Here is a 24342-nt window from a genome sequence, read left to right on the forward strand (position 1 = left end):
CCCAGGGCGAGGAACTGCCCGGCTGAAAGCTGGAGCGCGACCGCTCACACAGCAGGTCCGTGCTTGAGGGCGCTGGAGGAGAGCGCTCTCCTGGAAGCTGGCGAGTACCCATGGGCGGAGTCAGCGGTCAGGACGAATGGTCGGACTACTCGGAGCTGATCGTGCCTCCCGGCCCGTCCTCGGGTCCTCCGCTGCTCGGGGCGTGCCGATCACGGCGGACCCGGGCGGGCCGTCGGGCCCGGCGCCGTCCCCGCGCTGGCGGGAGGGGCCGGCGCCGAGATCGCAGGCGGCCACATGCGTCGGTGAGTGTGTGTAGGCGCCCTCGGCTGCTGTCGGAATGGAGGCGTCGCGCTCCAACTGCGTTGATCCGATGTCTCTTTGAGTCTGTCGGCGACTTCGGTCGGCGGCGTTGACAGGTGTTGAGGTTCTCCTCTTTGCTATGCCTCACTCGAACCCCCCTGTGCCGCGACACAGCGCCGGCCACCCCACCTGGAGCCGCAACGATGAAACGATGGCGTCTTCCGTTAGCGTGCTTCGTGATGATTCTGGGCCTGTCCGCGCCCAGTGCCGCCGCGGAAGCGGCTCCCGTGGCTGCTGCCGCGGTGTCTGATCCTGCTTCGTTGGTGAACCCGTTCCTGGGCACCTCGCACGAGGGGAACGTGTTCCCCGGTGCGGACCGGCCGTTCGGGATGGTGTCCTGGAGTCCGGATACTCCCTCGCGTCCGCCGGGTGGCAACTACGCATGGTCCGACAACGTTGTCACGGGCTTCAGCCTCAACCACATCTCCGGCCCCGGATGCGGTGCGATGGGCGACATTCCGGTCCTGCCGACGGTCGGGAACGTCGACGGGAACGCCAACGTCGGGTTCGCGCACAGCAATGAGACGGCCAGCGCGGGCGCGTACTCGGTGAACCTGAACAACGGGGTCGCCACCGAGCTGACGACGACACCGCGGTCAGGGATGGCGCGGTTCACGTTCCCAGCGACGACGCAGGCGAACCTGGTGTTCAAACTGAGTGCGGACAAGGCGACGAACCTGCACTTCAACCGGATCAGCAGTACCGAGGTCTCCGGTTCGGTCGACGCGGGTCTGTTCTGCGCCTCGGCGCCGTCGTACACGGCGTACTTCAACATGGTCTTCGACCAGCCGATGACGGGTAACGGCAGTTTCAACGGGGGCAACTCCGTCACCTTCAACACCACCAGCAACCGAACGGTGCAGGCCAAGGTCGGGCTGTCGTACGTGTCGATCGACGGGGCGAAGGCCAACCGGGTCGCCGAGAACGCCGGCTGGGACTTCAACGGCACCCGAAACGCCGCACACAACGCGTGGAACGACGTGCTGAACCGGGTGTCGGTCTCGGGGGGTACACCGGATCAGCAGAAGGTGTTCTACACCTCGCTGTACAGGTCGCTGCTGCACCCGAACCTGTTGAGTGACTCCGACGGGCGTTACTGGGGTTTCGACCACAAGGTCCACACGGTCTCGGGCAACCAGAAGGCCCAGTACGGCACGTACTCGGGGTGGGACATCTACCGCACGCAGGCTCAGCTGCACGCCCTGGTCGCCCCGGCGGAGGCCAGTGACAGCGCGCAGTCGCTGGTGAACGACTTCGCACAGGCGGGGTTCCTGCCGAAGTGGTCGCTGAACTCCGCCGAGACGCAGGTCATGAACGGTGACCCGGGCCCGGCGATCCTGGCGGCCTACCACGCCTTCGGGGCGCGGAACTTCGACACCGAGGCTGCGAGGAAGGCGGTGATCAAGCAGGGCACGACGAGCAATCCCATCCGGATGGGCCTGGACCTGCAGACCAAGTACGGGTTTCTGCCCTCGGACGGGACGTATCCGCGCGACTTCTACGGCTCGGTGGCCACGCTGCTGGAGTACAGCGCGCAGGACTTCGCCACCTCGGCGTTCGTGGGTGCGCTGGGTGACACGACCTCGCAGCGGCAGTTCGCCAACCGGGCGCAGGACTGGAAGAACGTCTTCAACGCCGACAGCGGGTTCATGCAGCCCAAGCTGGCCAACGGGCAGTGGCGGTCGGCGTTCACCCCGACCAGCAGCGACCAGTTCGTGGAGGGAACGTCCTGGCAGTACACCGGGGCGGTCCCGCACAATGTCCGCGGTCTGGCCGACGCCATGGGCGGCAACGCGAAGTTCGCCACCTACCTCGACAGTGTCCTGTCCGGCATCAAGGGCGCCGGAGGCTCCCACGCGGATCTCGGCAATGAACCGTCCATCGAGCTGCCCTGGGAGTACGACTACATCGGGCAGCCCTGGAAGACCCAGAAGATCGTCCGCGACGTCCAGAACCAGCTGTGGCCCAACGATCCCGCGAACTGGGGTGTCGGCAACGACGACCTGGGCACCATGAGTGCCTGGTACGTCTTCTCGGCAATGGGCTTCTACCCCATGACTCCCGGCACCGCAGACCTGGCCCTGGGCAGCCCGCTGTTCACCAACGTCTCCGTCACCCTGGCCAACGGCAGCAAGCTCGTCGTCAACGCCCCACAGGCCGCCACCAACGCTCCCTACGTCCAGAGCGCCACCTTCAACGGCAGCAACTGGAACAACGCCTATCTCCCCGCAAGCACCGTCATCAACGGCGGAACCCTCAACCTCAGCCTGGGCACGACCGCCAACACCGACTGGGCCACCGCCGTCTCCTCCGCACCCCCCTCCTACAACGGCGACGGCGGACCCAGACCCCCGGGGCCCGGCACCAGTGCCGGCATCGGTCCGATCCGGTCCGGCATCGCGGGCAAGTGCATCGACGACAGCTCGGGCTCCACGGCCAACGGCACCAGGATCCAGACGTGGTCCTGCAACGGTTCGGCCGCGCAGGAGATCACGGTGGCCGATGACGGCACCCTGCGGGTTCTGGGCAAGTGCCTCGACGTCACGGGCAACGGTGCCGGCCAGAACGGCACGCTCGTCGCCCTCTGGGACTGCAACGGCGGTGCCAACCAGAAGTGGACCCACAACGCCGCCACCAAGGCGCTGGTCAACCCGCTGTCGGGGCGCTGCCTCGACGTGCCGGGTGCCGGCACGGCCGACGGCGTCCAGCTGCACGTCTGGGACTGCAACGGGGCCATCCAGCAGCAGTGGTCACTGCCGGTGCCGGGACCGGTCAGGTCCGGCATCGCGGGCAAGTGCATCGACGACAACTCGGCCTCCACGGCCAACGGCACCAGGATTCAGATCTGGTCCTGCAACGGCACGGCCGCACAGCGGATCAGCCTGGCCGGTGACGGCTCGCTGGTGGTCCTCGGCAAGTGCCTGGACATCCCCGACAGCACTGCCAACGGCACACTGATCAGCCTGTGGGACTGCAACGGCGGCGCCAACCAGAGGTGGACCTACAACGCCTCCACCAAAGCGCTGACCAACCCCAACTCCGGCCGGTGCCTGGACGTGCCCGGTGCGAGCAGCACGGACGGCACCCAACTCGGCATCAGGGACTGCAACGGAGCAGTCCAGCAACAGTGGACCTTCGGCTGACCTGAACCCTCTCAGCTGCGCGGGTCGCCTGGGCGCGCGTGCATGCGCTCGTTCAGGCGACCCGGTCCCACCGTGCAACGGTGCGCGCTGATCGCCCGGAGACGTCTCCACCGCGTGAGGTCCAGGGCTGCGGACCGGTGCCTTACGCGAGCGGGATCAAGCCCCCGGCGCCGGGCGACAGCGCCATCAGGTCGTAGGCCCTCACTCGCCGGGTGAACAGTGCCTACGACCGAGGCGGCCTCAACGCCCTCGACCGGACGGCCGCACTGGAGCAGCGGGAACGTCACCGACCACGGCTGCCGTCAGGGTGTTCCCGCCCTCCTCGACGCCACTACCGGCTGCGAGTCCGAGAACGGGGCTCCCGCGATCAGAGGTACCGGGGCTGCTGCCCGGAGCCCGCTTCCGTGAACCGTTCAGGCTCGCACCCCGACCCCAGCACACTCCACCTGAAAAGGACTCGTGATGCACAGACTCTTCGCAGCGTTATCCGTGACGTTGGCTGTCACCACCGCCTCGCTGTGGGGCGGCACACTCCCCGCCTCGGGAGCTGAGCGGTCGCCGGCGTCCAGCGGGCAGGCCGAAGCGGCGGCCTCCGCCCTGCGCGTCATGCCGCTGGGTGACTCGATTACCGACGGCATCGGGAGCAGCACCGGAAACGGTTACCGGGGGCCGCTCTGGGACGAGTTGGCGGCCCGGGGGTACGCCCTGGACTTCGTCGGCACCTCCCGGGCGGGGTCCATGGCGGACCCCGACAACGAAGGCCACTCCGGCTGGCGGATCGATCAGATCGACTCCATCGCCAATGCCTCGTTGTCCCGCTACCGGCCCAACGTCGTGACCCTGATGATCGGCACCAACGACCTGGGCCAGAACTACCAGGTGCCCACCGCGCCGGACCGGCTCAACTCCTTGATCGACCGGGTGGTGGCCGCGGCCCCGGACGCGACCGTGCTGGTCGCCCCACTGATCGTCTCCACGAACTCCACGATCGAGGCCAACCGGGCGTGGTTCAACCAGCAGATCACGGGGATCGTCCAGGCGAAGCAGGCAGCAGGCAAGCACGTCCGCCAGGTCGGCACGGGTACGTTGACCGCCGGTGACCTGGCTGACGGCCTGCACCCCAACGACGCCGGCTACCGCAAGATGGCCACAGCTTTCAACGGCGGCATTCAGGCCGCCGACGCCGCGGGCTGGATCAGCGCACCCGTCGCCACCGGCGGTCAGGTGAGGTCGGGAATCGCGGGGAAGTGCATGGACGTCAACGGCGGCAACACCACGAACGGCACGGCCGTGCAGCTGTGGTCCTGCAACAGCGGCGAGGCACAGTGGTGGACCGCGCGGTCGGACGGGACGTTGCGGGCGCTGGGCAAGTGCCTGGACGCGAAGGGCTTCGGTACTGCCAACGGCACCGAGGTGGAGCTCTGGGACTGCAACGGCGGAACCAACCAGATCTGGCAGGTCTACAACGGCGGCTACCGGAACCCGGCGTCCGGACGGTGCCTCGACGACCCCGCGGCCTCCACCACCGACGGCACGCGACTGGTGCTGTGGGACTGCAACGGGGGACCCAATCAGAAGTGGACCGCGCTGCCGGCCGTGTAGCGCACAGCCACCCGTCCGAGGTGGTGGGGCGTGACTCGAGCGGGAGAGCGGGTCCCCCGCACGGAGGCGACTCCGCGCGGGGGACCCGCTCTCGTGATGGTCCGGTGTCGCCGCCGAGTTGGATCAGCCGGTGCGTGCCCACTGCTGGTCGGACGCGCCGTTACAGGTCCAGATCACGGCCGGAGTGCCGCTCTCGGTGCGGGTGGCCCGTCACATCGGGACACTTGCCCGATCCCACACCGACGATCGTCCCATCGGCCCTGACCCGCCACCGCTGGGCCGTGCTGCCGTTGCAGTCGTAGATCTGGACGTGGCGCGCCGAACGGCTCCGCCCGGGTGGGGCGGAGCCGTTCGGTGATGACGGGCGTGCGACGGGTCAGGCGCGGCGGCGGTTGCCGGTGATGACGCGGTACAGCACGAGCAGGATGAGCGAGCCGACGACGGCGGCGATCCAGGTGGAGAGGTCGAAGAAGCCGTCGATGGAGTCGACGCCGAAGATGACCTTGCCGAGCCAGCCGCCGAGCAGACCGCCCGCGATACCGATGAGCATCGTGATGATGATGCCGCCCGGGTCCTTGCCCGGCATGAGCGCCTTGGCGATGAGGCCCGCGAGCAACCCGATGAAGATCCAAGCAATGATGCCCATAATGCCTCTCCTACCTGGGGGTATAAAGACGGTGTCAACGACCGTCTTTACCGTGCCGACGCTTTCAAACGTGAGTCACACACTCTTTTGTGCCATGGGTGGGCGGGGGTGCCGGCCGGCTCGGCATCAGGGCCGAACCGGTCGCTGATTGCGGAGACAGGTACCAGGGGAGGTACCGCCGGCCTCGCGGCGCAGGGTGTCGGTCCGTAGAGGTCGACGCTGCGCTGAGGTGTGCAGACCGCGCCCGTACTCCTCCGCGTGGAAACTCCGACGTCCGGAAGATCAACGGGCTGGGCCGGGAACAGCGGGTCGGGTCGGCATGGTTGCATCGACCGAGGTCCCGGCGCCGCATCTGCCGAGAACACGGAGACAACAGGGCCTGCCGCCCCGGCGGAGTCCGGGCTCCAGGATCGCGGCGCGCTCGCCGAGCGCTCGGACCGAGACGTATTTCTGCAGAAGGATGTTTCATGACTGACCGGCCTTTGACGCTCATGGCAGTGCACGCTCACCCCGACGACGAGGCCACCGGAACCGGAGGGGTCCTCGCTCGGTATGCCGCGGAAGGCATCCGCACGGTTCTCGTGACGTGTACCGACGGTGGTTGCGGGGATGGAGAGGGGGGTGCCAAGCCGGGCGATCCCGGGCACGATCCGGCGGCCGTCGCCTCGATGCGCCGTCGAGAGCTCGAAGCGAGCTGTGACGTACTGAAGATCAGCGATCTGGAGATGCTGGACTACGCCGACTCCGGAATGGTGGGCTGGCCGAGCAACGACGCCCCCGGATCCTTCTGGCAGACCCCCGTGGAGGAAGGCGCGGCCAGGCTCGCCGAACTCATGCGGCACTATCGACCCGATGTGGTCGTCACCTATGACGAGAACGGCTTCTACGGCCACCCCGACCACATCCAGGCCCACCGCATCACGATGGCGGCACTGGAGATGACCGAGCTGACGCCGAAGGTGTACTGGACCACGATGCCCCGCTCGATGATGCAGCGGTTCGGCGAGACCATGCGCGAGCTTCACGAGGACATGACGGAGCCGGATCCCGCAGAGGCCGCCGCGATGGCCGAGATCGGACTGCCCGACGAAGAGATCACCACGTGGGTGGACACCGTGGCCTTCAGTGGTCAGAAGTTCGATGCGCTGGCTGCGCACGCCAGTCAGGGCGAGAACATCTTCTTCCTCAAGATGGGCAAGGAGATGTTCGGCGAGCTGATGGGTGTGGAGACCTTCGTACGCGTCAAGGACGCCACCGGCGCGCCCGTACCCGAGAACGATCTCTTCGCCGGACTGCGCTGATCCAGCGGCTCGATCCGCTTCCGGCCCGCGCTTCCAGGATCGTCGCGCCGCCGACCCCGGAGCCCGCATCGCCGAACGGGGAACAGCGACCTGATCGGGCCGGGCGGGGGTCCGGAGGCGTCTGCACCGTGCGTCATGCTCATGCCGCGGTGCCGCCCGGGTGCCGCGGTGCGAGGCGCCGCATCGAGCCGTCCGCAGGTCTGTGCGAGGCGCCGCATCGACGGGTCCGCCGCTCTCACGGTTCCGGCACGGCCTTCCAGGGGAGTGGCGAGTGGCCGTCCACTCGCTCGCCGTGCCGTGGGAAAGCGGCGGTGTCCCGTCCGATGGGGGCAGCCGACACCACCTTCCACTCCAGCCTTGTTCAACCTATCGAAAATCGATAGATTCATATCGTAAGTCGAGGGAAGGACGGGCCGTGGGAAAGCTGACAGTGTGTGCGCTGCGCGCCGTGCTCGTGGTGGTGCTGATCGGCACCGTGTTCGTGCAGGCATCGATGGTGTGGGCGTTGGCCACCGACCCGGAGGACGGGTCGCTCCCTCTGACGCCGCTGCGCGTGATCACGATCCTGGGCATGGTGTCGGCCCAGGTCGCCCTGGTCTGCGTAGGGCGGCTGGTGACGATGGTGCGTCGCGGCACCGTGTTCTCGCACGCGGCGTTCCGGTACGTGGACGCCGTGATCGGCGCGATCGTGGCCGCTGCCCTCATGTGGTTCGCGGTCACCGCGTTCAACGCGCCGGGCCAGCGGGAGGACCCGGGTGTCACGGTCATCATGGGCGGGATCGGCGTGGCCATCCTGGGGGTCGCGCTCATCGTGCTCGTGCTGCGGATGCTGCTCACCCAGGCCGTCGCGCGCGATGGCGAAGCGGCGCAGATGCAGGCCGAGTTGGACGAGGTGATCTGATGCCGATCACCGTCGACATCGACGTGATGCTGGCCAGGCGGAAGATGTCCGTGGGCGAGCTCGCGGACCGTGTGGGGATCACGCCCGCCAACCTTGCTGTGCTCAAGAACGGCCGCGCCAGGGCGGTGCGCTTCGCCACGCTCGCCGCCCTCTGCGAGGTGCTCAGGTGTCAGCCGGGCGACTTGCTGCGCTGGGAGGCCGAGGACGCCGCGGACGAATGACGTGTCCCCGGGCGGGCATGAAGTCGGCCTGACGGCCTGGTCCCACGGCTCATGCGGGAACCGGCTCGTCGACCGGTGAGAGGTGTACGAGACGGTCTCGCCGCGCCGGCTGATGGTGTCGTCGAGGGATACGAAGGAGGAAGCGACGGCGCGGGCGCGGGCACACTCCTCGCGCCAGACACCGAGTGCCTCGCCCACGTCGGCGTCCTCGATGTGGAATTCGGCGAACGTGCCGTCGACCTCGCCCGGCCAAGGCATCCCGATGTCCTCGGCGTTCATGATGACGCGGAACCAACTCCTCTCGACGGCCCTCCCGAAGTGGTCAAGGTCTGCTGCCCGTTCTCGTGAACGAAACCACGATGGCGAGGCCGCTCGCATACCGGCCGTCATCCGGGAAGCGTACGAGAGGGGTCGCCAGAATCGGATCGCGAGGACGCCGCCGGTCAGCCCCGGCAACGATGCAACAGCTGGGGCCCGTCTCTCTGGTTGGCGCCGATCAACGGAACTGCGCATCAGATGGGGCGACTTGGTAGCAATGGCGAGCCTCACGGGGGGACCGGCAATGCCGTGCGGTGCGTGTGGCGGAGATGCGGTGTTCGTCAGTGTCCACGTGCATGGTGGAGGTGTAGCGTCGCGATCATGGAACCGTTGAGCGGCAGCGCTATCGACCAGGCACCGGCTGATCCGGCCGCCACAGACGGCACATTGGCCGGCCAGCCCATCGGCTACTGGGCAGGCCTGGTCCACGAGGCGGTGACCCGGCGTCTGCGTGACGCCATGGCCAGGATCGATGTCACCCAGCCGCAGTACTGGGTACTCAACCGGGTGACCGGCGGGCCCACGGCACCCGGCCGTGAAGAGGTGATCACCCAGCTCACCCCCCTCGCAGACGGGCAGCACGAGATCCCTCGAGTCATCGACCAGTTGCTGCACCGCAGCTGGCTACGGATCGACAGCAGCCAGAAGCTGCACCTCACCGATGCCGGCGAGGCTGCCAGGGTCCGGCTGCGCCGACTGGCCACGGAGCTGCGCGCAGAGGTTCACCAGGACATCAGTGACGAGGAGTACGTGGCCGCGCTCAAGGTACTGCGCACGATGATCGCCAATGTCGAGGGAGACAGAAGCTCCTAGCCAATTCGTCGCACTTTCGTTCAGCTGCGGGTCCAGATGAGGACGGCGGCGAGTTTGAGTGCGGATCGGAGGGGAGCGGCGAGTTCCTCCGTTTGCATGGCTGGGCCGCGCCGCTGCCTGAGTCGGTTGATGCACCGCTCGACGGCGTTGCGCTGCTTGTTCGCCCAGGAGCTGTCCGGCCGATCATGTGCAGAGCCGGGATGAAGAGGGATGCGACGGTTGCTGCGCAGGGGTGGACTTAGAGACCATCTCATTTGGCGAGTCTGCGCAAGCAGATGAGGGTGCAGGCGATGCTGGTGAAGGCCAGGAAGTGGTCGCCGCCGGCGGAGCAGGTGGGCACGACAGCGGCGCGCCCGGGTTCCGGCCGCGCCGCTGTCGAGCTGTGGTCAGCCCTCGGGGGAGCCCCCGGGTCAGTGGAGCTTGTTGACGGCGGTCTTCGTCGTGGTGCGGAAGGCGGTCAGCGGGGCGTCCTCGAAGTCGCCCATCTGGCCCCAGCGGACGAGGGTGACGGTGCGGCCGTCGCGGCCGACGGAGAACAGGTGGATGTCGGAGATGCCGATCTGCGGGTCGGCGGTGTCCAGGCTGTAGACCCAGGCGCCCTCCTCGACGGCGAGCTTGCCGTGGGAGGCGCTGACGGCCTGCAGGCCCGGGTTCTGCTGCTCCAGCAGGGGGCCGCAGCCGGCGAGGGCCCCGCGGAGGGTGTCGACCAGCTTCACGGCGTCGGCCTCGGTACGGGCGACGGTGGTGACCTGGACGCCGTTGGTGTCGAGCTCGGTGCTGAACTCGCGGTAGCGGGTGTTCTGCGCCGGGATCTTGTACGGGGCGCAGAGGACGCCACCGTTCTCCGGGACGCCGGTGAAGACCTGGGTGGCGGTCCACGGCGTCGACGACGGCGGCATCTGGGAGGCGGCGAGGAAGGCGGGCTGGGCAGCGGCCTGCGCCGGGGCTGTGGCGAGGGCCGCGAGGCCCAGTGCGGCAGCGGCTGCGGTGGCGAGTGCGGTGCGGAGCTTGTTCATGGTGGGAGATCCCCCGTCGGGTCGTTCGTTCGGTCAGTGCTCAACCAGCGTGGGGCCGGAGCCCGTCGGCTGCAACGATCACGCGCCCACCAGCCGTCCCGGAACCATTCCACCCTCGCTGACGTGCAAGGACGTGAAGGATGGGACGCAGGGTCGAGGGGGATGGAATGCCGAAGGACGCCGCCGTCGAGGAGTTCGCGGGGCTCGTGCGCGCGCTGAAGGCGCGGGACGGGAGGAGTTACGAGGCGCTGGGCCGGCGGCTGAGCGTCAGCGCGTCCACCCTCCACCGCTACTGCTCGGGCGCGACCGTCCCGGAGGAGTTCGCCGTGGTCGACCGCCTCGCCCTGCTGTGCGGGGCGGACGAGGAGGAACGGCGGGCCCTGGAGGCGGCCTGGACGGAGGCGGACCGCGCCCGCCGCCGAGCGGCCTCGCCCGCGCCCACGCCTGTGCCGGCCGTGTCGGCCGCGCCGGAATCGAACCCGGAACCGTCCGCGCCGGAGGCGCCCCGCGCCCGCCCCCGCCGTGGCGCCCCCGCTCCCCTCCTCGTCGCCGCCGCCGTCGCCCTCGTCGTGCTCGCCCTCGCCGCCACCCTGCTCGGCCGCCCCACCCGTACGGCTTCCGCCCCCGCTCACGCTTCCACCGCTCCGGGGCGGACCGCGGCCCCCCTCCCCTTCACCTGGAGCATCGGTTCCCAGCTCTGGGAGGGCGGCTGCGGGCACACCTACCTCGTGGACCGGGCCCCCCGCGCGGTCGCCCCGCCGCCGGTCGCGGCCGACTCCGGGGCGTGGGCCGGGACGCACGGTGCCGTGCACGGCGGGGAGGCGCTGGTGCGGATCACGGTCCAGGGCCGGTCACCGTCCGACGCGGTCGTCCTCCATGCCCTGCACGTGCGCGTGGTCGACCGCGCCGCGCCGCTGCCGTGGAACGCGTACCGGATGGACAACGGCTGTGGCGGTGCCGTCACCCCGCGCCACTTCGCCGTGGACCTCGACCGGCCGCGCCCGCTCGCGAGGCCTGTCGACGGCCTTGACGCCTCCGGCGCCGAGGTCCGGAAGATCCCGGCCGTCTCCTTCCCGTACAAGGTCACCTCCTCCGACCCCGAAGAGCTGCTGGTCTCCGCGCGGACGGCGGGATGCGACTGCCGCTGGTACCTGGAGCTGGAGTGGAGCGCCGGGGGCCGTACGGGGACGGTGCGTATCACGGACGGCGGGAAGCCGTTCCGCACGAGCGGGACCAGGGGGAGGCCGGCGTACGTGCACGACTCCGCCGAAGGGCGCTGGATCACAGACTCGGACTCTGGGCTGACCGGGTGACCGATGAGTAACTTCGACTGACATAGGCTGAGCAAGCGCTTAGAGACCATCTCATTTGGCGAGTCTGCGGCAGCAGATGAGGGTGCAGGCGATGCTGGTGAGGCCCAGGAAGTGGTCGGCTTTGCGCTCGTAGCGGCGGTGAAGGTGGCGGCATCCAGCGATCCATGCCATCGCGCGTTCCACGGTCCAGCGGTGGTGGCCCAGGCGTTGTGAGGACTCAACTCCCTTGCGGGAGATGCGGTGGGTAATGCCTCGCCCGCGCAACCATCGTCGCAGGTGGTTGTAGTCGTAGCCCTTGTCGGCGTGGAGCTTGCCAGGCTTGCGCCGCCGTCGGCCACGGCGCGAGCGGACCGGCGGGATGCCCTTCACGAGAGGGCTCAGGGCCTGGCTGTCATGCGGGTTGGCCCCGGAGATTCCGACGGCGGCGGCACCTGTTGGCGGATCCTGGCGACACGCCCTTGGCCCGCAGGCCAAGTCGCGGCTGGGCCGACCGTCGTGAGCCGAGGCCACACGCGCACTACGGGCGTCGGGCCAGAAGGTGGGCGTCGAGGAAGCCCCGTTCGGAGGCCGGGTCGTGGAGCAGGCGGGCGAACGGAGTGAGCCCTGCCGCGGTGAGCAACTCGGCGAACCGGTCCACCGGCCAGCTGTAGGCGGGCGTCACCTTGTGGTCGAAGCGGACCGGCTCCTGTCCGTCGGTGCCGAAGAACGAGACCAGGAGCAGGCCGCCGGGCGCCAGGACACGGACCTGCTCAGCGAGCAGCACGGGCACTTCCTCGGGCGGGGTGTGAATCATCGAGTAGTGGGCCAGCACTCCGCCGAGCGAGCAGTCCTCGACCGGCACGGACTCCATTCGCGCCTCGTCGAACCGCAGCGCGGGATGCGCCTGCCGTGCATGGCGGATCATGGCCGGCGAGAGGTCGAGGCCGAAGGCGTCCAGGCCCAAGTCGTTCAGCATGGCCGTCAGATGTCCGGGCCCGCACCCGACGTCGGCTGCCCGTCGGTTCCCTGTCCCGCGCACCAACTCGGCGAAGGTGCCGAGCATGGACCGCGCGAACGGCTGTGTCTCCAGTCGGTCAGCGAACAACGACGCGTAGAGCTCGACGACTCCGTCGTAGGCCGCCTTGGTCTCGTCCTGGTGTCCCGTCACGGGGAAGAAGCTAACATCCGTTCCGTGAGGGACCGTTCGCCTGCCCCGTCCGTCCGTCCCTCGTCGGTGGCGGCGCACCTCAGGGCCTGTCGTTCCGGTCGTTCCGCTCGATGGAGTTCACCGGCACGGAGGCAGGCCGAAGCAGGGCGGAGGTGAGATTTCGAGGGCGTCGAAATGGTGTCGCGATGGCCTATGCCACCCTGGTAGACAGCAAAGATGTTCACCACTGAAGCCCTTGATCCCACCGAGTCTCGTCGCGGAGCGAGCGTACGAGCGACTGATCATCGAGTTCGCCCACAGGCTCGACCTCGGCGACCCGGCTGAGGTGGCCGAGCTGTTCTCGGATGACGGAGTCTGGGAGTGGGCTGAAGGCGACCGCCGGATCCAGGGCCGTGACGCACTTCGGTCCTATTTCGCCGGTCGTCCCGCGGATCGCCTCTCGCGCCGGATGTGCACGAACATCCTGGTGACCCTCACATCCGAGGCAACTGCGACGGCGACCACGTACTTCGCGACCTACCGCGTCGACGGTTACAGCAACGGCTACGTGCCCGCACGGCCTCCTACTCAAGTGGGCCACTACGAGGACACCTTTCTGAAGGTCAACGGCCTGTGGCTCCTCGGTTCCCGCTCCTTGTTCCTGGCCTTCGCCGGACCGGCCGAGATTCTCGAACCGGCTGACGAGCCGTGAGCCGAGGTTCCCCGGCCCGGTCCCCGTTCTTACGGGCTCGGGACAGCCGATGTCCCTGGAGCCGGTTCCTGGAGTGCCCCTGCTGACGTCCGAAACGGCTGGTGGCAGCACATGTTCGAGGGGGCCGTACGATGCCTGCCGTGGATACCTCACAGCACAACCTGCGCTGCGGACTCTGCGGGCAAGTGGTGGATGCCCGGCACGAGCAGAACCACGAGGGGCCCGAGGTCGACGCCGGCAGGCGCGTTGAGCACGTGGTGGTCGAACTGCGCGGCGCAACTGCGCACTGCCGAGCGGCGGACGACCCCTCTCGGACATCCAGGACCGGCGCCGCCGGACTGGCGGAGCAGCTGGGGATCGCCCTGCCCGATCTTCCCGGTCGTCATTACACCTGCTGGGAGACGCCCGGGCAGTACGGTGGCGTATTCCGGAGCGGCTTCAAGCTGGTCTGACATGGAACAACGCCGACTCGTCCAGTGGATCGCCGGAAGGTGATCGATGCGATCGCGTTCAGGTGTCGGACCTGCGCGCGCTGTGGATCCACCCGCCCGTGAGGGGTCGGCGGTCGGCCGGTCGGTCGCGTCGCTCGGGGACAGCTGCGGTGGTTTCCCGGATTCAGGGACCACCGCAGGACGCGATCACGAACTGATGCCGGCCGGGTGGCGCCGCGCCCGGGTCGTGAGTGGCACGATCAGGAGAGAGCGGATCGGGTGGGTTCCTGACCGCCGTCCTGGTCCGCCTCCGTCTCCGACTCCGCCTGGGCCTCCCGCGCGGCGACGAGTGGCCCGAGAAGTCGCGTGCCCGGACCTGCCCGCCCCCCGGGGCCGGGCAGTTGGGTGGTGTCGGCCACCGTGAGTGGCTCCTGGCAGGCGTCGCACGCCACGACCGGCGTTGCGAGGTGCCCGCAGGCGTCGTGGAGGATCCTGGCGGGAGGCCCCGCGGGTCCGGCGTACCACTTGTCGCCCCATGCCATCAGCGTCAGCAGGACGGGATAGAGCTCGCGGCCCTTCTGCGTGGCCACGTACTCCTCGCGTGGCGGGACGTCCTGGTACTGCACGCGTGTCAGTACGTCTTCCTCGACAAGCCGGGCCAGTCGCGCGGCGAGGACCTTGCGCGACAGGCCGAGGTCTTCCGCCAGTTCGCCGAAGCGGCGGATGCCGAGGAGGACGTCGCGCATGATCAGGGCTGTCCAGGCGTCGCCGAACAGGTCGGTGGCGCGGGCGATCGAGCAGGCGACGTCCGAGAGAGGGGTGCGGGTCACTGTCTCATCGTATCGATCCATGGTTCCCTCAAGGAACCTGTCGATGCTAGGTTTACTCAGGGAACCTTCTCCGGAATGCCGAGGGAACTGCCATGACCTCCGTCCCGCGCATCGCACTCGACTCGGCCGGGCCCGCGGTCGTCGACGGTCGGCACATCCGGGCCGTGACCTTCCAGTCCGTACGACTGGAGTACCTGCGGAACGTGCTTCGGGAGCTGGGCCTCGCCTCGGCCGGCGGCCGGGCGCTCGTCGTCGGCAGCGGACGCGGTCTGCTGGCGCACGGTCTCGCCCGGCTCGGGTTCGAGGTCGTCGCCGCGGACCCGTCGCCGGCCGCGACGGCCCTCGCCCAAGAGGCGGACGGCGGCCTCGGCATCACCTACCTGACGACGCGTGCGGAGGAACTCCACCTTCCGGAAGGCTCCTTCGACCTCGTCTACTGCGCCGACACCCTGGAGATCACCGAACGGCCGGACGCGGTCCTCGCGGAGGCGGCGCGTGCGCTGCGCCCCGGTGGAGTCCTCGTCTACGACACGGTGAACCGCACCCCCGTCTCCCGTCTCGTCTATCTCGGTGCCTTCCAGCTCTTCCCGGGGACGCGGATCATGCCGCACGGCCGCTACGCCGCACACCGCCTGCGGCGCCCGGCGGAGCTGGCTGAGGCCCTGGACCGGGCGGGACTCTCCGCGAGGGGTCTTGCGGCATTCAAGCCGCGCGACGTGCGGAGTCTGATGCGCGCGACGCGCGGGCGCAGGCGCGGCACGCTCACCGACGAGCAGTTGCCGGCGCTGGTCGACATGGTGCTCGAGCCGGAGGGCAGGCCGATGGTGACGTACCTGGGGTACGCGGTCCGCCGGACCTGAGCGGGGCTTCCGGCCTCGAAGGCGCCATGTCGGCCGAGGGCGGGCCGATCCCGGTCCGCCCCAGGCGCGTCCCGTTCCCTGCGTTCGCCCGGGGGCGGGCGGAGCGCGGTCAGTCCAGTCCGAGGACGGTCATCGCGCGTTCGGCCATGCGCCGCTCTCCCAGGGCGTTGGGGTGGACGGGGACGATGTTCTTCCCGAACAGGAGCGGCTCGATCCATCGCGTTCCGGAGGCCTTGCAGGCGTCGTGGCCCTCGGAGGCCTGGGCGAAGTCCACGTAGGTCGCACCGGTCTCCTCGGCGGCGCGTTTGACGACGGCGTTGAGGTGGGCCTGGATGGCCCGCAGGTAGGGCACGTCGCCGGAGGCGATCGGCAGCTTCGCGAAACAGGACGGGTCCGCGGTCGCCGGCGTGATCCAGGGGTATCCCAGGGCGGCGATGCGGGCGTTGGGTGCCTTGGTGCGGAGGGTCTGCAGAGCGGACTTCAGGGCGGGGTAGGTGTTCGCGTCGATCTGGGCGTCGAAGGACGCGCCGTTCTTGTCCTTGCAGGGGCTGCCCTTTCCGCCGCTGAGGACACCGGCGGTGCCACACGCGAGCAGGGCGTTGATGAAGGTGCTGTTGTCGTTCCCGCCCATCGTGAACGTCACCAGGTCGGTGTCCGCGCCGAGGGCGTCGGCCTGCGGGGCCACCCCCGGGTACTGGGACTGGGTGAAGTCCTTGGTCTGGGCGGCGCCGCAGGTCACGTCCTTGAGGTGGGCGCCCGTCGAGGAGGCGATGACGTGGGGGTAGTTCGCGGTGGAGCGAAGGCAGAGCAGGTTGGACAGGTCCACGGGCAGGACACCCGAGCCGGCGCTGTAGCTGTCACCCAGGGCGACGTAGTCCAGTGGTGCCGAGGCGTGCGCGCTGGTGGTTCCGGCAGTCGTGAGGGCCAAGGCGCAGGCCAGTGCTGACGCTGACATGACATTACGGGTTCTGGTCATGTGCTCTCTCTTCTCGGGAGCGGTGTGGGGGATTGCGGGCCGCCTCGCGGTGGCCGGTCCGCGGGTGAAGGAGCGGCTCGAACTGGGTGGCGCCCGGCGCCGGTGGGGTGGTCGGCGGTGTGCGCGCGTCGGTAACTCCGAACGTGGCGGGTGCGGTTACCGCCCAGTGCTACCCCTAGGTAATGTGGGCCACCTCCGCGGCGGCGTCAACAAAGTTGACACAACTTTCCCGGATCTCGGACGCGGACTCTTCCTTCCGAACCTCGCAGCCTGTGTATCCCGTACCTCACCGGATCCCGCCCACGCCGCTGCAGCTGTCGGGCCCTACTCTGGGGCGCATGGCGCAGCCCGGAACAGCAACCACGACGCGCGAGGCCATCCACGCGGCCGCCACCCGGCTGTTCCAGGAGCAGGGATACGCCGGGACGACCGTCCGTCAGATCGGCGCGGCAGCCCGGGCCGACCCGGCTCTAGTGATCCGTCACTTCAAGAACAAGGAACTGCTGTTCCTGGAGACGATGCACCTGACCATCGACGACGAGCCGCTCCTCGACGTCCCCGTGGAGGTGCTCGGCGAGCGCCTCATCGACCTCGTGATCGGCTTCGACGGCAGCGCCAGGGGTGTGTTCCTCGCCCTGGTGCGCGGCAGCAACGAGCCGGAGATCCTGCGACGGCTCAAGGACACTCACGAGAGAGTCCTGATCGAACCACTGCGCGCACGCCTGTCAGGACCCGACGCCGACCTCCGGGCGCGCATGGCGGCGTCGATCGCGGCTGGATTGCTCTACTCCTTGTGGGTGGCACGGGACGAGACCTTGCTCGACACCGATCGCCCCACCCTCGTCACCCGCTACGGCGCACTGGTCCAGCATCTCCTGACGCCCCCCCGTACGGAACCTGTCTCCTTGACGAATGAGACGAGTGAGACGAATGAGGCGAGTGGGGCGGGGTGATCGGGCATGCGGCTGTGACGGGGGCTCGAAGCGGGACGTCCATGCCGGCAGCAGACCTGAACAGCGCCCGCAGCGACCTACGGAATGCGGGGCCAGGACGCCGCTGGGCAGCGGCCAAGCCGCGGGCGCCGGTGACGGAGCCCGCGCCGGCCGGCTGGTCCTGCCTTACTTCCGCCAGAACAGGTGGTGCGTCACGCCGCTCGGGCTGGGCACGACGTCCTGGTGGAACCGGTCGAGCAGCTCATCGGGGGACTCCCACAGCCGGGCCCCGGAGCCGAGCTTCGTCGGCGCGACCGCCACATGCAGGGTGTCGAGGAGGTCGGCCTCGAGAAACTGCCGGATGACCGTGGCCCCACCGCCAAGCCGGACGTCCTGGCCCTGCGCCGCCTCCTTCGCCTGGGCGAGCACCGCTGCCGGGTCGCCGTCGACGAAGTGGAACGTGGTGTCGGAGAGCGTGAACGACGGGCGTTTGTGGTGTGTCATGACGAACACCGGTGTGTGGAAGGGGGGTTCGTCACCCCACCATCCCTGCCACTCGTGGTCCTGCCAGGGCCCGCGCTGCGGCCCGAACTTGTTGCGGCCCATGATCTCGGCGCCGATGTTGCGGGCGTAGTCCCGCGTGAAGTAGTCGTCCAGACCGCGGCCACCGGGTTCGGAGCGGTCGATGGGTGGGTGGTCGGTGGCAAAGGCCCAGGCGAGCAGACTCCCCGGATCGGCATGGCCGAACGGCTTCTCGAGGCTCTGGCCCTCGCCGGCGCCGAACCCGTCGCTCGAGACGGTGAAGTTCTGGACCCGCAGCAACTGGCTCATACCGCTCCTCCTGCTTCGCGCTTTCCGATCACCTGACGAACGGTAGACCGGCCGGGCCGGGAAAGCTCATCGCCGCATCGTGCAGTTCTCATCGAGCTCCCGCAGCCACGCACAGGGCGACGACTTCTCCGTACCGGACACTGCCCGACCTCGATCTCCAGCCGAATCGGCGACCCGCGACATGAAGAGCTAGCGTTTCGAGGCCTTGGCGGGCCGCGTCGACCGCAGCAGCACCGGTCGCAGTCTGCTGTACCCGCGCACCGATACGGTGCGGAGCACCTTGAGTTCGTACGCCTCCGAGCCGGCCAGTTCGCCGGCCAGCGCCGTGTTCACCAGGACGGTGTCGGGGCGGGCCACCGCGGTGAGCCGGGCAGCGATGTTCACCGCCGCTCCGTAGACGTCGCCGAAGCGGCTGAGGACGGCGCCGTGGGCCAGGCCCGTCCGCAGTTGGGGCAGCCTGCCTTCCGTCCGGGCGCGGGCGGTGAGTTCCAGGGCGATGTCTGCGGCCGCCTGTGCGGACTCGCACACGAAGAGCACCTCGTCGCCGATGGTCTTCACCACGCGGCCCCGGCCCTCGGCGACCACATCACCGGTCAGGCTCTCGAACCGGTCCAGCACCTCGACGAGTTCTGCACTGCCCAGTCCGCGGGTCATCCGCGTGTAGCCGACCATGTCCGTGAATCCCACAGCTCGGTCGCGGACGTCGGCACCTTCACGGGGCGACACCGCCTCTCCCGTGCCGTCCTTCCCTGGCCCCCGCCCGACGAGCACGTCCTCCTGCGTCTCGGCGAGCACCCGTCCTGCGGACGCCGCGAGATGCCGACGCCAGACATGCTGGTGCAGGAGCTCGATCTCGGGAAGGAGGGCCGCGGCGTGCGCCATCAACGTCCTGTCGTCCGGGAGAGCGGCCGGGTCGTGGTTCATCCAGGCCCAGAGCGTGTGCACCTGCCATTCGGCGAGGCGGGACAGGTGGTGCCCGAGGGCGCGCGCCATCATCGTCTCGCTCTCCTCGGTGATGAGGCCGGCGGCGATCAGCCGTTCCCCCGCCCGCAGCGCCTCGACGTCGGCGTCGGTGAACACCCTCGCGCCGTCGTCGGTCAGAGGGAAGCCGAGCGCACGCCAGATCTGCGCGGTGCGCTCGGGCCCGACGCCGGAGCGCTCGGCGATGTCCTGCCTCGTCCAGATACGGCCGCCACCGAGCAGTACCTCTTCGACGGTCCGGCTCGGATCATCGGCGCCGGACGGGTCCGTCGGTTCCTCGGCCGGTCCTGCCGCACTCATGTGGTGTGCACGATCAGCACGTCGAGGTCTGCCTTCCTCGCGATGTCCGCGGGGACGGAGCCGAGGATGCGTCCGGCGAGCGAGCGCAGTCCCCGGTTCCCGACGACCAGGAGATCGGCCGAGCACTCGCGGGCGATCCGTGCGAGTGCGGGGACCGGTTCGTCCTGCACCGCGACCGACCGGACGTTCACCGCACCCTGCGCGCGGGCCCGGTCCCTGGCGGTCCGCAAGGTGTCCTCGGCGGGTGCCGAGCCCACCACCTGATACGCCTCGGCACCTAACTGATCTTGTGCCAGGGCGAGTTCTGGTCCGCGCATCGGCAGATACGCACAGGCGATCACGAGTTCGGCCTTGCAGACGGCGGCGAGCCTGGCCGCCCCCTCGACCGCTGCGAAGGACGACTCCGAGCCGTCCGTGCCGACCATGACTGTCCGGTAGGCGATCAAGTCACTCTCCTTACCAGGAAGTAAACTTACTCCCGGGTAAGATAAGGTGCGGTCGGCTCGCCGGGCAAGAGGGCTGGGGTTCCGTCGGTGGAAGCGATGTTGGATACGCGTCCGAGTCGGCGGGCGCGCCGGGGCGAGCTGGGTCGCGAGGAGTGGCGAGTTGCGGTACGCGCCGGGGAGGCTCCAGCCGTCGGGACCGGGCGCCGCCCACGACTCCGCAAGGGTGTCGAGGCACTCCGTACCCCACTGTGCTGTGGTCGGTGCTGCTCCCCGGGCATGGTGCTGATGGTGGCGGCGCGTCTCGTACTGCCTGTGGGGACCCGCTCGGACCTTGCTCGCGTTCGGCGCGAGCCGGGCGTCACACCGGCGGTCGGACCATTTTGGCGGCCACGGCATCCAGGACCCAGTCCAGGCCGGTCGCGAAGGTTGTCTCGGCGTCCACGTCCGTGCCGTCGTGAACGGCCTTGGCCAGCGCGGGGAAGCGGCCCGTGGCCAGCATGTCCGTCACGCGCCGGCCGGAGGCGCGCTGCCATTCGTGCTTGGACAGGCCCGTGGTGCGCTCGGCCCGCACGTTCGCGATCTCGCGTCTGATCGCGCCGGTGAAGTAGGCGCTGACAGTCTCCACGGCGCGCATCACGGTGTCGATGTCGGCGAGGCCGTCGAGGGGGGCCAGTGTGGCCTCGGTCACGGCGAGGCCGTTCGGGCCCAGGGTCGGGCGGCCGCCCAGCAGGTCGGCAAGCCACTCGTGACGGAGGGCGGCCTGCCTGGTGCGGTGGGCGAGGGCGCGCAGCGCCTCCCGCCAGTCATCCGACTGCTCCTCGGGGAGCACCTCGGCGTGGACCTCGTCCATCATGAGGTCGAACAACTCCTCCTTCGTGGAGATGTATCCGTACAGCCGCATCGGGCCGGCGTCCAGCCGGGCGGCCACCTTGCGCAACGACACCGCTTCCAGCCCGCCCTCGTCGGCCAGCGCGATGGCGGCGGCGACGATCCGCTCCCGGTCGAGCGGTACGGGGCGAGTCGGCGGCTCGGGCCGGTCCCACACAGTCATGGTCACATCGTACTGTTGCGATGCGCCGTATCGGAGCAATACAGTGTATCGACATGAGACAACGAATCGCTGTGGTCGGGGGCGGCCCCGCCGGCCTCGCCTTCGCACGCGTCATGCACCGCCATGGTCGCCCCGTCGTCGTCCTCGAACGCGATCCCGCCCCCGACGCGCGCCCTCCGGGAGGCACGCTGGACCTGCACGAAGGGCTGGGGCAGCTCGCGCTGGACAAGGCGGGGCTGCTGGCGGAGTTCCAGGCGCTGTCTCGTCCCGAGGGCCAGGCCATGCGCATCCTGGACACGGCCGGGACCGTCCTGCGCGACTGGCAACCCCGCCCCGGCGACCGGGCCAACCCCGAGATCGACCGCGGGCAACTTCGGGACCTGCTGCTCGGCCGCCTCTCCGTACGGTGGGGGCAGGGCGTGACGCAGGTGGTACCGGGGGGCCGGGACGGCGTTCTGGTCACGTTCGAGGACGGACGAGAGGAGACTTTCGACCTCGTGGTGGGCGCGGACGGCGCCTGGTCCCGGACCCGCCCGGCGGTCTCGTCGGTGACGCCGCACTACACCGGCGTCACCTTTGTCGAGACCTCCCTGGACGACGTCGACACCCGCCACCCCGACCTCGCCCGGTTGGTCGGCGACGGTTCCGTGGCTGTGTACGGCGCGAACCGGGCCCTCGTCGCCCAGCGCGGCAGCGGCGGCCAGGTCAAGGTGTACGCACAGTTCCGCGCGCCGCTGGACTGGCCCGCGAGCCTGGACCTGACCGACGCCGAGGCCGTGCGGTCGAGGCTGCTGGCTCTGTTCGACGGCTGGGCGGCTCCCGTCCTCGACCTCCTCCGGCGCGGCACCGCCTTCGCCCACCGCCCGCTGCACGTCTTGCCCGTATCCCACACATGGACCCATGTCCCCGGGGTGACTCTGCTGGGCGACGCCGCCCATCTGATGCCCCCGCTGGGAGCGGGCGCGAACCTCGCGATGCTGGAAGGCGCCGAACTCGCCGAGTCCATCGCCACGGGCTCCGGAGATCTGGACGAGACCGTGCGCGTCTTCGAAGAACGGATGTGGGCACGGGCCGGCAGGTGGGCGAAGATCACCACGGCCGGTCTGGAACGACTCGTGAGCCCGGATCCCACCGAAGCCCTTGCCCTCTTCGACGAAGTCCAGCCGTCCTGACCGCCGGCAGCGCGGCAGCACCGGTACGCAGCGCGCCACCGCCTCACGGGGCAGTACGGCACCGCCGCGGTCCTTCCGGCAGAACCATCTCCGGAGGAACGCGCGAAGCCTCCATCGGAGGCAGCGCTCGGCGCCCTGCCGGCCCGTGCGGTGACGCCGGAGTCGGGACTGGGCCGTTCGCCGTCAGCGTGATCCGGTGTCGTTCGCAGTCGCGGCGGGAGGATGACGCCATGGCCCTTTCCGTTGCGCACCTCAGTGATCCGCACATGACGACCGGCGTGCTGGCGAGTGCACCAGCGGCAGGGCTGAGACGGGCACTCAGCCGCGTTCTCACCCTCGACCGGCTGCCGGACTGCGTGGTGATCACCGGAGACCTGGTCGACCGAGGCCGACCGGACGAGTACAGCGTGCTGCGGGAGGTCATCGGGAACTTCCCACTGCCGTTGTACCTGGTGGCGGGCAACCACGACGAATCCGAAGCGCTATTGGACGCGTTCGGCGGCACTGGCCTCCTCGGCGGTGCCGGCCAGGCGCACTACGTGGTCGAGCATCCCGCGTTGACCATCGTCGTTCTGGACTCCAAGGTGCCCGGCGCCGCCGGCGGCCGCCTCGGGGCCTCCCAACTGACATGGCTCGACGAGGCGCTCGGGCGTAGACCTCACATTCCCGCGCTGGTCTGCCTGCATCATCCACCGATACCGATCGGCATCCCCTTCCTGGACGGGATGCGACTGTCGGACGGCGACTCCCTGGCCGAGGTGATCGCCCGTCACCCTCAGGTCGCCCGCGTTCTGGCAGGCCACGTCCACCGCCCCGTCACCGCCCCCTTCGCGGGCAGTACCCTCGCCATCGCGCCGAGCACCCACCTCCAGAGCGGCCTGGCCTTGGGCGAGGGCGTCCCCGACTATGCCCCGGAACCCACGTCCTTCCTGCTGCACCTTCTCGCAGGCGCCGCGTGGGTCACGCACACCGTTCCTGTCAGCCACGCCGCCGCACCGATCGCCGGCTACTAGGCAGTGTCGTCAAATGATCATCGCCGGTGGATCATGGTGCCGTGATATGTCGCCATGAACTGCCGGATGCCGAGTGGGAGTTCGTCTGGCCGTTGCTGCCCGAATCGCGGTGGCCGCCCGCCGACCTGCGACCGTGAGGTCCACAAGCACCGCAACGTCGTGGAACGGTGCTTCAACCGTCTGAAGCAGTGGCTCGGCATCGCTACCCGCTATGACAAGACCGCCCAGTCCTACGAAGCGGCCGTCACCCTCGCATCACTCCTGATGCGGGCGTGAAGGCTGACGAACCAACTCAGTCCTCGTCCTCCTCCATGCTCTCGTACCCGGAGCGGATCAACGCGGAGAAGCTGGGGTACTTCGTCGGGTTGCCGTACTTCGGTGCGAACTCGTAGGCGGCCCACTCGCCGTCCGGCCCGACGTCGGTCGGATCGAGCAACCAGAAGTCCTCTCCCCGGGCGATCTCGATGGACCGGCGAAACAACTGAACATCGTCCTCATTGCCGGGTATCGAGTCGTAGGTATCAGTCACGCGTCTGCCGGCCTCGCTGTCCCGCATCCACAAGACGCAACCGCAGGAATGGACACCGTCCACCCAGGCGTCCAGGCGCGTCCATCCGTCGCTCGCCAGGAAGAATCCCCGCAGACTCGGTGGGAACCGCACTCCGAGCCGCTCCTCGGATGCCACCAGAGCTTCCTCCCGAGCAGGGGCTTCACCCAACCACAGCTCAACCCGCCCCCCTCGATCCAGAACCTCCAGCTGATCGTCATCCAGCAGATCGACCAACTCTTCACCGTCGGCACGGGCCTTCACATACAGCTCGCCGTATCGCTCGAGAAAGACACGCCACTCCTCCGGCGTGGCCAGAACACCGGCAACTTCATTCTCTTCAGGCTCAGTTGTCTCACTCATGCCGATCATGGTGCCAGGTGGCTATGACAATGCCGATGGCTGCCGAACGCACCGCGTGCGAGGGCGGACGCGGCATTCGACGACACTGCCTAGGGCGAGCTCCGGATCCGGTCCGGCCTGGAAGCGACCACGACACA

Annotated in this window: 23 protein-coding genes and 3 pseudogenes; 14 read left to right on the forward strand and 12 right to left on the reverse strand. The window is 69.1% G+C overall.

The annotated features are described in order from the left end of the window. Positions 1-539: 539 nt before the first annotated feature. Together ACFUNE_RS05410 and ACFUNE_RS05415 are read left to right on the forward strand one after the other, a co-directional pair. Positions 540-3503, forward strand: a complete 2964-nt coding sequence (locus tag ACFUNE_RS05410) for a lectin (protein WP_383563040.1) — start codon at positions 540-542, stop codon at positions 3501-3503. Between the two features lie 462 nt (positions 3504-3965). After that, complete coding sequence (locus ACFUNE_RS05415; protein WP_383562452.1) at positions 3966-5105, forward strand: ricin-type beta-trefoil lectin domain protein; 1140 nt, start codon at positions 3966-3968, stop codon at positions 5103-5105. A gap of 160 nt (positions 5106-5265) precedes the next feature. Here ACFUNE_RS05415 and ACFUNE_RS05420 read toward each other — a convergent pair. Beyond that, a pseudogene (locus tag ACFUNE_RS05420) lies at positions 5266-5415 on the reverse strand (hypothetical protein); the annotation flags it as partial. A 66-nt stretch (positions 5416-5481) separates the two neighbouring features. Next, positions 5482-5751 carry a GlsB/YeaQ/YmgE family stress response membrane protein gene (locus tag ACFUNE_RS05425; RefSeq protein ID WP_383562454.1) on the reverse strand — a complete coding sequence of 90 codons (270 nt, stop codon included), beginning with the start codon at positions 5749-5751 and terminating at the stop codon, positions 5482-5484. 467 nt (positions 5752-6218) lie between these two features. On the opposite strand from ACFUNE_RS05425, the gene ACFUNE_RS05430 reads away from it, so the two are divergent. The 4 genes from ACFUNE_RS05430 (at position 6219) to ACFUNE_RS05445 (ending at position 9305) form a co-directional block, all read left to right on the forward strand. Next, positions 6219-7052, forward strand: a complete 834-nt coding sequence (locus ACFUNE_RS05430; protein WP_383562456.1) for a PIG-L family deacetylase — start codon at positions 6219-6221, stop codon at positions 7050-7052. Between the two features lie 415 nt (positions 7053-7467). Continuing rightward, positions 7468-7953 (forward strand): DUF2975 domain-containing protein, encoded by a 486-nt coding sequence (locus ACFUNE_RS05435; RefSeq protein WP_383562458.1) that lies wholly within the window; start codon positions 7468-7470, stop codon positions 7951-7953. After that, entirely contained in the window at positions 7953-8174 is a 222-nt protein-coding gene (locus ACFUNE_RS05440) for a helix-turn-helix domain-containing protein (RefSeq protein WP_383562460.1), read from the forward strand. The genes ACFUNE_RS05435 and ACFUNE_RS05440 overlap by 1 nt, the downstream gene beginning before the upstream one ends. Positions 8175-8813: 639 nt before the next feature. Continuing rightward, a complete protein-coding gene (locus ACFUNE_RS05445; RefSeq protein WP_383562462.1) occupies positions 8814-9305 on the forward strand; it encodes a MarR family winged helix-turn-helix transcriptional regulator in 492 nt (163 codons plus the stop codon). Between the two features lie 410 nt (positions 9306-9715). Here ACFUNE_RS05445 and ACFUNE_RS05450 read toward each other — a convergent pair whose 3' ends face one another. Further along, the gene (locus ACFUNE_RS05450; protein ID WP_383562464.1) at positions 9716-10321 is read right to left on the reverse strand and encodes a hypothetical protein; all 606 of its coding nucleotides are present in this window, start codon (positions 10319-10321) and stop codon (positions 9716-9718) included. Positions 10322-10488: 167 nt separating this feature from the next. Between ACFUNE_RS05450 and ACFUNE_RS05455 the strand changes: the two genes are divergently transcribed. Continuing rightward, a complete protein-coding gene (locus ACFUNE_RS05455; protein ID WP_383562466.1) occupies positions 10489-11634 on the forward strand; it encodes a helix-turn-helix domain-containing protein in 1146 nt (381 codons plus the stop codon). 51 nt (positions 11635-11685) lie between these two features. Here the strand turns inward: ACFUNE_RS05455 and ACFUNE_RS05460 are convergent. Together ACFUNE_RS05460 and ACFUNE_RS05465 are read right to left on the reverse strand one after the other, a co-directional pair. Continuing rightward, positions 11686-12057: pseudogene (locus tag ACFUNE_RS05460) on the reverse strand (transposase); the annotation flags it as partial. 94 nt (positions 12058-12151) lie between these two features. Then, positions 12152-12781 (reverse strand): class I SAM-dependent methyltransferase, encoded by a 630-nt coding sequence (locus tag ACFUNE_RS05465; RefSeq protein ID WP_383562468.1) that lies wholly within the window; start codon positions 12779-12781, stop codon positions 12152-12154. A 235-nt stretch (positions 12782-13016) separates the two neighbouring features. On the opposite strand from ACFUNE_RS05465, the gene ACFUNE_RS05470 reads away from it, so the two are divergent. Together ACFUNE_RS05470 and ACFUNE_RS05475 are read left to right on the forward strand one after the other, a co-directional pair. Continuing rightward, on the forward strand, positions 13017-13472 hold the full coding sequence (locus ACFUNE_RS05470) for a nuclear transport factor 2 family protein (protein WP_383562470.1): 456 nt from the start codon (positions 13017-13019) through the stop codon (positions 13470-13472). A 140-nt stretch (positions 13473-13612) separates the two neighbouring features. Further along, positions 13613-13924: a hypothetical protein gene (locus ACFUNE_RS05475; protein WP_383562472.1), complete on the forward strand. Its 312-nt coding sequence runs from the start codon at positions 13613-13615 to the stop codon at positions 13922-13924. A 239-nt stretch (positions 13925-14163) separates the two neighbouring features. Here ACFUNE_RS05475 and ACFUNE_RS05480 read toward each other — a convergent pair whose 3' ends face one another. Continuing rightward, positions 14164-14733, reverse strand: a complete 570-nt coding sequence (locus tag ACFUNE_RS05480) for a winged helix-turn-helix transcriptional regulator (RefSeq protein ID WP_383562474.1) — start codon at positions 14731-14733, stop codon at positions 14164-14166. 92 nt (positions 14734-14825) lie between these two features. Between ACFUNE_RS05480 and ACFUNE_RS05485 the strand changes: the two genes are divergently transcribed. Beyond that, complete coding sequence (locus ACFUNE_RS05485) at positions 14826-15593, forward strand: methyltransferase domain-containing protein (protein WP_383562476.1); 768 nt, start codon at positions 14826-14828, stop codon at positions 15591-15593. Positions 15594-15702: 109 nt separating this feature from the next. Here the strand turns inward: ACFUNE_RS05485 and ACFUNE_RS05490 are convergent, their stop codons facing one another. After that, positions 15703-16548 (reverse strand): SGNH/GDSL hydrolase family protein, encoded by an 846-nt coding sequence (locus tag ACFUNE_RS05490; RefSeq protein WP_383562478.1) that lies wholly within the window; start codon positions 16546-16548, stop codon positions 15703-15705. 359 nt (positions 16549-16907) lie between these two features. On the opposite strand from ACFUNE_RS05490, the gene ACFUNE_RS05495 reads away from it, so the two are divergent. Continuing rightward, entirely contained in the window at positions 16908-17522 is a 615-nt protein-coding gene (locus ACFUNE_RS05495) for a TetR family transcriptional regulator (protein ID WP_383562480.1), read from the forward strand. Positions 17523-17687: 165 nt separating this feature from the next. On the opposite strand, the gene ACFUNE_RS05500 is transcribed toward ACFUNE_RS05495, so the two are convergent. The 4 genes from ACFUNE_RS05500 to ACFUNE_RS05515 form a co-directional block, all read right to left on the reverse strand. Beyond that, entirely contained in the window at positions 17688-18332 is a 645-nt protein-coding gene (locus tag ACFUNE_RS05500; RefSeq protein WP_383562482.1) for a dihydrofolate reductase family protein, read from the reverse strand. Positions 18333-18521: 189 nt separating this feature from the next. Beyond that, positions 18522-19613, reverse strand: coding sequence for an adenylate/guanylate cyclase domain-containing protein (locus ACFUNE_RS05505; RefSeq protein ID WP_383562484.1), 1092 nt, complete (start codon positions 19611-19613; stop codon positions 18522-18524). Next, positions 19610-20059 carry a universal stress protein gene (locus ACFUNE_RS05510; RefSeq protein ID WP_383562487.1) on the reverse strand — a complete coding sequence of 150 codons (450 nt, stop codon included), beginning with the start codon at positions 20057-20059 and terminating at the stop codon, positions 19610-19612. Before ACFUNE_RS05510 ends, ACFUNE_RS05505 begins: the two co-directional genes overlap by 4 nt. 358 nt (positions 20060-20417) lie before the next feature. Continuing rightward, positions 20418-21110, reverse strand: coding sequence for a TetR/AcrR family transcriptional regulator (locus ACFUNE_RS05515; protein ID WP_383562488.1), 693 nt, complete (start codon positions 21108-21110; stop codon positions 20418-20420). A gap of 53 nt (positions 21111-21163) precedes the next feature. Between ACFUNE_RS05515 and ACFUNE_RS05520 the strand changes: the two genes are divergently transcribed. The 3 genes and pseudogenes from ACFUNE_RS05520 to ACFUNE_RS05530 form a co-directional block, all read left to right on the forward strand. Next, positions 21164-22282: an FAD-dependent oxidoreductase gene (locus ACFUNE_RS05520; RefSeq protein WP_383562490.1), complete on the forward strand. Its 1119-nt coding sequence runs from the start codon at positions 21164-21166 to the stop codon at positions 22280-22282. A gap of 230 nt (positions 22283-22512) precedes the next feature. Beyond that, a complete protein-coding gene (locus ACFUNE_RS05525; RefSeq protein ID WP_383562492.1) occupies positions 22513-23295 on the forward strand; it encodes a phosphodiesterase in 783 nt (260 codons plus the stop codon). 108 nt (positions 23296-23403) lie between these two features. Then, a pseudogene (locus tag ACFUNE_RS05530) lies at positions 23404-23571 on the forward strand (transposase); the annotation flags it as partial. A 16-nt stretch (positions 23572-23587) separates the two neighbouring features. Here the strand turns inward: ACFUNE_RS05530 and ACFUNE_RS05535 are convergent. After that, the gene (locus ACFUNE_RS05535) at positions 23588-24214 is read right to left on the reverse strand and encodes an SMI1/KNR4 family protein (protein WP_383562494.1); all 627 of its coding nucleotides are present in this window, start codon (positions 24212-24214) and stop codon (positions 23588-23590) included. Positions 24215-24342 lie beyond the last annotated feature (128 nt).

The sequence above is a fragment of the Streptomyces sp. NPDC057287 genome (assembly GCF_042667905.1).
Classification (GTDB): domain Bacteria; phylum Actinomycetota; class Actinomycetes; order Streptomycetales; family Streptomycetaceae; genus Streptomyces.

What these genes read in the sequence shown, in the direction of transcription:
- ACFUNE_RS05410 (WP_383563040.1), top strand. Translation starts at nt 540, where the DNA reads ATGATTCTGGGCCTGTCCGCGCCCAGTGCCGCCGCGGAAGCGGCTCCC.
- ACFUNE_RS05415 (WP_383562452.1), top strand. Translation starts at nt 3,966, where the DNA reads ATGCACAGACTCTTCGCAGCGTTATCCGTGACGTTGGCTGTCACCACC.
- ACFUNE_RS05425 (WP_383562454.1), bottom strand. Translation starts at nt 5,751, where the DNA reads ATGGGCATCATTGCTTGGATCTTCATCGGGTTGCTCGCGGGCCTCATC.
- ACFUNE_RS05430 (WP_383562456.1), top strand. Translation starts at nt 6,219, where the DNA reads ATGACTGACCGGCCTTTGACGCTCATGGCAGTGCACGCTCACCCCGAC.
- ACFUNE_RS05440 (WP_383562460.1), top strand. Translation starts at nt 7,953, where the DNA reads ATGCCGATCACCGTCGACATCGACGTGATGCTGGCCAGGCGGAAGATG.
- ACFUNE_RS05445 (WP_383562462.1), top strand. Translation starts at nt 8,814, where the DNA reads ATGGAACCGTTGAGCGGCAGCGCTATCGACCAGGCACCGGCTGATCCG.
- ACFUNE_RS05450 (WP_383562464.1), bottom strand. Translation starts at nt 10,321, where the DNA reads ATGAACAAGCTCCGCACCGCACTCGCCACCGCAGCCGCTGCCGCACTG.
- ACFUNE_RS05455 (WP_383562466.1), top strand. Translation starts at nt 10,489, where the DNA reads ATGCCGAAGGACGCCGCCGTCGAGGAGTTCGCGGGGCTCGTGCGCGCG.
- ACFUNE_RS05485 (WP_383562476.1), top strand. Translation starts at nt 14,826, where the DNA reads ATGACCTCCGTCCCGCGCATCGCACTCGACTCGGCCGGGCCCGCGGTC.
- ACFUNE_RS05490 (WP_383562478.1), bottom strand. Translation starts at nt 16,548, where the DNA reads ATGTCAGCGTCAGCACTGGCCTGCGCCTTGGCCCTCACGACTGCCGGA.
- ACFUNE_RS05495 (WP_383562480.1), top strand. Translation starts at nt 16,908, where the DNA reads ATGGCGCAGCCCGGAACAGCAACCACGACGCGCGAGGCCATCCACGCG.
- ACFUNE_RS05500 (WP_383562482.1), bottom strand. Translation starts at nt 18,332, where the DNA reads ATGAGCCAGTTGCTGCGGGTCCAGAACTTCACCGTCTCGAGCGACGGG.
- ACFUNE_RS05505 (WP_383562484.1), bottom strand. Translation starts at nt 19,613, where the DNA reads ATGAGTGCGGCAGGACCGGCCGAGGAACCGACGGACCCGTCCGGCGCC.
- ACFUNE_RS05515 (WP_383562488.1), bottom strand. Translation starts at nt 21,110, where the DNA reads ATGACTGTGTGGGACCGGCCCGAGCCGCCGACTCGCCCCGTACCGCTC.
- ACFUNE_RS05520 (WP_383562490.1), top strand. Translation starts at nt 21,164, where the DNA reads ATGAGACAACGAATCGCTGTGGTCGGGGGCGGCCCCGCCGGCCTCGCC.
- ACFUNE_RS05525 (WP_383562492.1), top strand. Translation starts at nt 22,513, where the DNA reads ATGGCCCTTTCCGTTGCGCACCTCAGTGATCCGCACATGACGACCGGC.
- ACFUNE_RS05535 (WP_383562494.1), bottom strand. Translation starts at nt 24,214, where the DNA reads ATGATCGGCATGAGTGAGACAACTGAGCCTGAAGAGAATGAAGTTGCC.